We start from the raw sequence: 6612 nt of genomic DNA, 5'->3' as shown, positions 1-6612 counted from the left end.
GGCGGAGCGCACCTCGACGCCGTACGCGCGCAGCTGCTCGTGGAGGAGCGGGAGGGCCTGGTAGCCGTCGGACGGAACGACGACGGCCGCGCCGGCGGAGCCGCGGCAGGGCGACAACCGGACAGTTCCGTCGAACGGCCCCCGTCACCGCTCCCGTCGGCCATTTCCCGCGCCCCGAGAGCGCCCCCGAGAGCGCCCCCGAGAGCGCCCCGGAAGCGCCCCCCATGAGGCTTCGCCCGCGCGGCCGATCGGCCCTCCGGTGCCGAAACGTCAAACCGGTGCGTCCCAAGATCCCCACCATCCGGGGAATCCGCGCGCATTCGTGCCCCGGTTCGGCGTCCGTGTGTTCAAGCTCGTCGGCGTGTCTCTGTACGGATCACCCCTCACGCGGTCGTTGGCGGCCGCCGTCCTGGTGTGGCTGCTCGCCTCGCCCGCGCCGGCGGCCGCCGACTCCTGCGCCTACGCCACGGTCGGGCCGGACGGCTCGCACACCTCGGTGTCGGTGGTCGGTCCGGGTGCGTGCTCGCCGTCGCCGAAGCCCACCCGACCGCCGAAACCGAAGCCGCCCGAGCCCCCGAAGCCCTCGAAGCCGCCGCTGCCGCCGGCCCCCACCGTGCCGCCCGTCCCGAATCCGCCGCCCGCCCCCGTCCCTCCCCTGTCGCCCCCGTCAGCCCCGGCGCCCGTCCGGCCGCCCCTGCCCCTGCCCGTGCCGCCGTCCGCGCCCGCCGCCACCCCGGCACCCCGGCCGGCCCCGGTCCCGCCCCCCTCCCCCGTGCCCGGCACCCCGGAGCCCGGGGAACCGCCCGCCCCCGCGCCCCCGGCCCCGTCGCCCGTCCCCACGGCGGCGCCGCGCCCCGCGCAGGCCCCGCCGGTCGCGCTCCCGCACTACAAGCGGGCCTCCCGGCCGCAGCCGAAGAGCGGCTCGTCGCCCGTCACCACGATGCTCCTGATCACCGCGCCCGCCGTGATCGCCAGCGCGATCCTGCGCCCGCGCTCCCGCTGACGCGGTCCCGAGCCCGCGTACGGCCCGAACCCGAACCCCGAGAAAGACCCGAGGAAACCATGTCCGAATGGCTCGTCCTGACCCTGGCGATGGCCGCCGCCTGCGCCGTCGTCCTGGCCATCGTCGTCATCAACCACCGCCGGCTCCCCGAGGACGACGACCCCAGCGAGACCCCCGACGTCATCGAGTACATGACGATGATGATCGGCGTGATCTACGCGATCGTCCTCGGCCTCGCCATCGCCGGCGTCTGGGAGGCCCGCGGCGCCGCCCAGGAGGTGGTGCGCCAGGAGGCCCAGGCGATGCACGAGATCTCCGCGCGGGTGGAGGTCTACCCGGTGATGGTCCGCGAGCGGATCCGCGCCGACGTCGACGCGTACGTCGACTACGTCGTGAACGAGGAGTTCGCGCACATGGCCGAGGAGGGCGCGACCACCGAGCAGGGCGACGCCCTCATGGAGAAGGTGCGGCGCAGCGTCACCGACTACCAGCCCGCGAACGACTTCGAGGGGCAGGCGTACCAGCCGCTGGTCGACCAGGTGATGGTCGCCGACGACGCCCGGGGCGCCCGCGGCCAGAGCGCCGGGGAGACCATGCCGGGGGTCGTCTGGTTCGGCCTGATCATCGGCGCCCTGGTGTCGGTGGGGCTGATCTTCACGCTCCAGATCCGGCGCACCGGGCGCGAGTTGCTCCTCGCGGGCCTCTACAGCGCGCTGATCGCCTTCCTGCTCTTCCTGATCTGGGACTTCGACGCCCCGTTCGGGCGCGGCCTGGCGGCCACCGCCGCGCCGTTCACCGACCTGTTCCCGCAGGTCACGGAGTGACCGGCGGGGCGAAAAGGGGCCGTCCGGGGGACACCGATGCCCCATTCGCCCGTCTGGGATCGCGGCTGTGGTAGTGCGCTCCTAGCGTGGCGGGCAACGAGGTGCACGACGGCTCCACGCGGCCACCCCGCCGCGGCCGGCCCTCGGGACCCGGAGGAAACACCATGCGCGCGATACGTGCCGCGTCCACCGCCCTGCTGGGGGCGGCCGCCCTCGCCCTGGCCGCCCCCGTCACCGTCGCCCACGCGGCCGACGGTGCGCCCGCGCCGAACCCGCGGGTGCGGGGTGCCAAGGCCCCGGGCGACTTCGTCGTCTCCCCGTCGCTCGTCGCCCCCGGCGGCCGGGTGACGCTCAGCGCCCCCGGCTGCTCCAGCACGGCGACGGCGACGGCGGGCATCTTCGACACCGTCCAGATCGCCCCCGGAGCCTCGGTCACCGCCACCGTGGACGCGGACGCCAAGCGCGGCGCCGTGTACACGGTGGCGTTCAACTGCTCGGGCGGGGTGCAGGACACCGTGGACCTGACCATCAGCGGCCTGGCGACGCTGTCGCCGACGGCCGGTTCGACGGTGCTGCTGCCCCCGCGCGGCGTGCGGGGCGGCCTCGGCGGCTCGCAGGCCGGCCTGGGGGCGGGCGAGCTGGCGGCCGGTACGGCCCTGGTGCTCGCCGCCGCGGCCGGGTCGGCGTACGCGTTCCGGCGCCGTTCGGCCGCCCGCCGCCGGCACTGACGCGGGCAGCCCGCCGCCCCCGGCTCCCTTCCGGGAACACGGGGGCGGCGGGCACAGTCGGCCGACCGGGAGGTTCGGCCGGTCAGACGCCTGCGCCGGTCACGCGGCGGCGACGGAGCACGAAGACGCCGCCGCCGAGCGCGGCCGCGGCCACCAGGCCGCCGCCGACGGCCATCTCGGTGGAGCTGGGCGTCAGCGAACCGCCGAGACCGCCCTGGGCGCCCCGGCCCGCGAGCACGCGGAACGGGTGGGTGACGACCCGGGAGTTGTCGCTGCACTTGACGGCCAGGTTGTAGTTGCCGGGCGTGGCGTTGTTGTAGACCCGGGCGATCGCGCTGGACAGTCCGTTGGAGTTGACCGAGAGGTTGGTCTCCGGGAACGCGTTGGACGTGACGGTGCCGCCGTGGCCACAGCCCTTGGCCGTGATGGTGATCGTGGACCCCGCGTGGACGTCGTAGGGGTTGACTTGGACGTTGCTGGGACCGTTGGTGGCGGCGGCGAGGGGCGCGGCCAGGGCGACCGCCGCGAACGCGGTGGCGGTCACCGCCAGAGTGCGTGCAGCACGCATGGTTGAACCTCCAGTGGAAGACGCCCCGAAGCGGTGCTCCGGGAGATTCGACGAGTACGCCTTCCATGACGAACCATCACAACCAGGACAGCTCCTCGCACCTCGGCACTGGGCCGGTCCGGTGAGCGCCCGTGCCGCCGATCGAGTTGTGTCTGACGACACAACCGCAGGTCAGAGCCGCGCGAAATGATTGTCCGACGAGTACTCGGATGGGTCAGCGCCCTGTCACCCGGGACGACCAGTGGCGCCCGACGACCCCCGTCCGCACGGTTTCTGACGGGGGGTCGGCCGTCGCGCGCCGCCCCGTCCCGGGGGCGCTCCGGCGCGTCGCCACCCGTACGGAGGCGACGGGCTACCCGTTCGGGCCGTCCGGAGCGCGGGGACGCGCGGTCGCCCTTACCGTTCACACGTCGCCACGAAGGGAGAACCATGCCCCCGAAGGACTTCCGCGTCCCTGAGCGCAGGAGACGACACCCCTGGGGCGTCCTGGCCCTCGCCATGCTGTCCGGACTCGCGATGATGCGCAACGGCGTGGACGCCGCCGGAGGGCCCCCGCAGCCGGCCGCCGCGGCCCGTCCGGTGGCGCGTCCGGTCGTCCCGCCGCCCGCGGAGGCGTCCACGGGCCTCCAGCCGCTGCCCTTCGCGCCCGCCTCCCGGATCCGCATCCCGGCGATCGACGTCGCGGCCCCGGTGATGGACGTGGGCCTCGACGCGGAGGGCTGGGTGGCGGCCCCTCCCCCGCAGGACGCCAACCTGGCCGGCTGGTACCAGAACGGCATCGCGCCCGGCCAGCGCGGCACCGCGGTGATCGTCGGGCACGTCGACAACACGAGCGGCCCGGCCGTCTTCTACGGCCTCGGCGCCCTGGAGAAGGGGCAGCACGTCGAGGTCGAGCGGTACGACGGACGGGTGGCGGTCTTCGAGATCTACGGCGTCGAGGTGTACTCCAAGCAGGACTTCCCCGGCCCGCAGGTCTACGGGGACACCGGGCACCCGGAGCTCCGGGTGATCACCTGCGGCGGCGGCTACACCCGCTCGAAGGGGTACGACGGCAACGTCGTGGTCTACGCGCGGATGGTCGGCTCCCGCTGAGGCGGGCGGCACGGCGAAGGGCCCCGGGGGCGTCCCCCGGGGCCTTCGCGCGCGGCCGCGCCGGCCGGGTCAGCGCCGGGGCACGGTGATGCCGTAGCCCTCGGCCAGGAGGGCGGGCAGATAGCGGCGGAGCGCGGTCACGCTCTGGGAGCGGTCGCCGCCGGCGTCGTGCGAGAGGACGATCACGCCGGGCCCGGCGCCGTCGAGGACCCGCCGGACGATGGTGCCGCTGCCGGGTTCCTTCCAGTCCAGGGTGTCCACCGACCAGGCGAGCGGCTCCATGCCCAGCTCGGCGCCGATCTCGAAGGAGTGCCGGTTCCAGGCGCCGTACGGGGCCCGGTACCAGAGCGGCGCGGCGCCCACGGCGCGCTCCACGACCTCGCTGGTGGAGCCCAGTTCGTCCCGGATCCGGGAGGGCCGCAGCCGGGGGACGAGCGGGTGGGACCAGGAGTGGTTGCCGATCACGTGCCCGTCGTCGGCCATCTCCCGCAGCAGGTCCCGGTTCTCCGCCGCCATCTCGCCGCAGACGAAGAAGACCGCCCGGCAGTCGTGGCGGCGCAGGGTGGCCAGGATGTCGGGGGTGTAGCGGGGGTCGGGGCCGTCGTCGAAGGTGAGCACCATGGAGCGGCCGACGCCGGTGAGGGAGAGGAAGGGCCGCTGCCGGACGGGCGGCAGGGCGCGGGGCCGGGTGGCGGGGGCGTATGCGGTCATGGGCTGGAGCCGGTACGCGGAGGGGCGCAGCCGGGGCGCGGACGCCGGCGGTCCGGCGGCGGGCCCGGCGGCCCCGGAGGGAGCCGGGGGCGCGGGGGCGGTTCCGGGTGCGCCGTCGAAGGCGCCGAGCCGGTCGGCGGCGAGCGCCCCGGCCGTGACGGTGACCCCGAGGGCGGCGGCGAGGCGCAGCACCGACCGCCGCCCGATGAGCGGCTGATCATTTTTCATGACCAATGGTTCGTACGGGGAGGGGCGCGGGCCCCTCACCGACACCGGGCCGCCGCCCGATTGCACCCGATGGGCCGATACCGCTCCGGGCGCGCCGGGTCACTTCCCGAGCGTCAGGCCGTCCTTGTCGGCGCCCCGGCCGAGGACGACCTGGCGGATCGTCTCGCGGATGCCGGGGTGGCGCGGGTCGGAGCCGTCGGCGGCCCCGAGGTTCACCACCCGGCCTCGCCCGGTGTCGAACCACTGGGGCAGGAACTCGGCCTTGGTGACCTCCCACCGGGCGCCGGGCCTCTTCGGCGGGGCGAAGGTGAAGCGGCCGATGCTGCTCTGGTTGCCGCGCGGGTCGAAGGCGCCCTGGTGGTTGATCATGTCGCCGGCGATCTGGTCGCCCATTCCGTAGATCACCCAGGTGCCGTTGACCTTCTCGTACGCCTGGGGCACGTGGGCGTGCGTCCCGATGATCAGGTCGACGTCGGGGCGGCCGCCGGTGCGGGAGGCGGTGAGCGCGCGGGCGAGCGCGAGCTGCCGCTGGTCGGGTTCGGTCTGCCACTCGGTGCCCCAGTGGACGCTGACCACGACGACGTCGGCGCCGGCGGCGCGGGCCGCCCGGGCGTCGGCGATCACCCTGCCCTCGTCGAGCAGGTTCACCGCCCAGGGCTGCCCGGCGGGGAGCGGGTAGCCGTTGGTGTCGTAGGTGTAGGCGAGTTGGGCGACGGTGGCGCCGCCGGCCTTGAGCAGGGTGGGCCGGGCGGCCTCGGCGGCGGTGCGGGCCGAGCCCGCGTGCTTCACGCCCGCCGCGTCGAGGGCGTCGAGGGTGCGGCCGAGGCCGGCGGCGCCGTCGTCGAGGGTGTGGTTGGAGGCGGTGGAGCAGGAGTCGTACCCGGTGGCCCGGAGGGCGGCGGCGACCTCGGGCGGGGACTTGAAGGCGGGGTAGCCGGTGTAGGGCCCGCCCTTCTTCCCGTAGACGGTCTCCATGTGACAGATGGCCAGGTCGGCGCGGGAGACGACCGGTTTCGCCCCGGCGAGCATGGGGCGGAAGTCGTAGCCGCCGTCGCCCGCGTCGGCGGCGGCGCGGCGGATGATCGAGTCGTGCGGGAGGACGTCGCCGGAGGCCACCAGGGTGAAGCCGGCCGGCTTCGGGGCCGGGGCGGCGGGGCGGGGCGCGGTGGAACCGCCCGGGGGGCCGCTCGTGGCGGCCGGGCCGCCGGTGGGACCGCCCTGGGCACAGGCGGCGACGACGGCGAGCAGGGAGCCGGCGAGGACGGTGGAACCGGTACGGACGAGTCGGGCGCGTCCCGGTCTGGTGCCTGCGGTCATGACGACTGCCACCCCGATCATAGGAAGAACACGTGTTCTGTCGAATTGATCCCGCGGGCGCCCCCGGGTCAAGGGACCCGGCCGGGCCGGGCGGCGAACCCCACCGAATCGGACGTACCACCGCCACCCGATCGCCGTCCG

Annotated in this window: 7 protein-coding genes; 4 read left to right on the top strand and 3 right to left on the bottom strand. The window is 75.2% G+C overall.

All coding sequences use genetic code 11. The annotated features are described in order from the left end of the window. The first annotated feature begins 361 nt into the window (after nt 1-361). The 3 genes from AB0E83_RS29720 to AB0E83_RS29710 all read left to right on the top strand — a co-directional run bounded on the left by AB0E83_RS29720 (nt 362) and on the right by AB0E83_RS29710 (nt 2555). Nucleotides 362-1003, top strand: coding sequence for a hypothetical protein (locus AB0E83_RS29720; RefSeq protein ID WP_362118552.1), 642 nt, complete (start codon nt 362-364; stop codon nt 1001-1003). 59 nt (nt 1004-1062) lie between these two features. Continuing rightward, nucleotides 1063-1827, top strand: a complete 765-nt coding sequence (locus AB0E83_RS29715; protein WP_362118549.1) for a hypothetical protein — start codon at nt 1063-1065, stop codon at nt 1825-1827. Between the two features lie 164 nt (nt 1828-1991). Beyond that, nucleotides 1992-2555, top strand: a complete 564-nt coding sequence (locus AB0E83_RS29710; protein WP_362118547.1) for a hypothetical protein — start codon at nt 1992-1994, stop codon at nt 2553-2555. Between the two features lie 82 nt (nt 2556-2637). Here the strand turns inward: AB0E83_RS29710 and AB0E83_RS29705 are convergent, their stop codons facing one another. After that, complete coding sequence (locus tag AB0E83_RS29705) at nt 2638-3123, bottom strand: hypothetical protein (protein ID WP_362118544.1); 486 nt, start codon at nt 3121-3123, stop codon at nt 2638-2640. Nucleotides 3124-3552: 429 nt separating this feature from the next. Between AB0E83_RS29705 and AB0E83_RS29700 the strand changes: the two genes are divergently transcribed. Then, nucleotides 3553-4215: a class F sortase gene (locus AB0E83_RS29700; RefSeq protein ID WP_362118541.1), complete on the top strand. Its 663-nt coding sequence runs from the start codon at nt 3553-3555 to the stop codon at nt 4213-4215. Between the two features lie 69 nt (nt 4216-4284). Here AB0E83_RS29700 and AB0E83_RS29695 read toward each other — a convergent pair whose 3' ends face one another. Next, the gene (locus AB0E83_RS29695) at nt 4285-5154 is read right to left on the bottom strand and encodes a polysaccharide deacetylase family protein (protein WP_362118538.1); all 870 of its coding nucleotides are present in this window, start codon (nt 5152-5154) and stop codon (nt 4285-4287) included. A gap of 99 nt (nt 5155-5253) precedes the next feature. Further along, on the bottom strand, nt 5254-6471 hold the full coding sequence (locus AB0E83_RS29690; RefSeq protein ID WP_362118535.1) for a CapA family protein: 1218 nt from the start codon (nt 6469-6471) through the stop codon (nt 5254-5256). Nucleotides 6472-6612 lie beyond the last annotated feature (141 nt).

Origin of the sequence: Streptomyces sp. NPDC035033 (assembly GCF_040636735.1) — a bacterium.
GTDB lineage: Bacteria > Actinomycetota > Actinomycetes > Streptomycetales > Streptomycetaceae > Streptomyces.
This window is presented reverse-complemented; position numbering and strand designations above follow the sequence as displayed.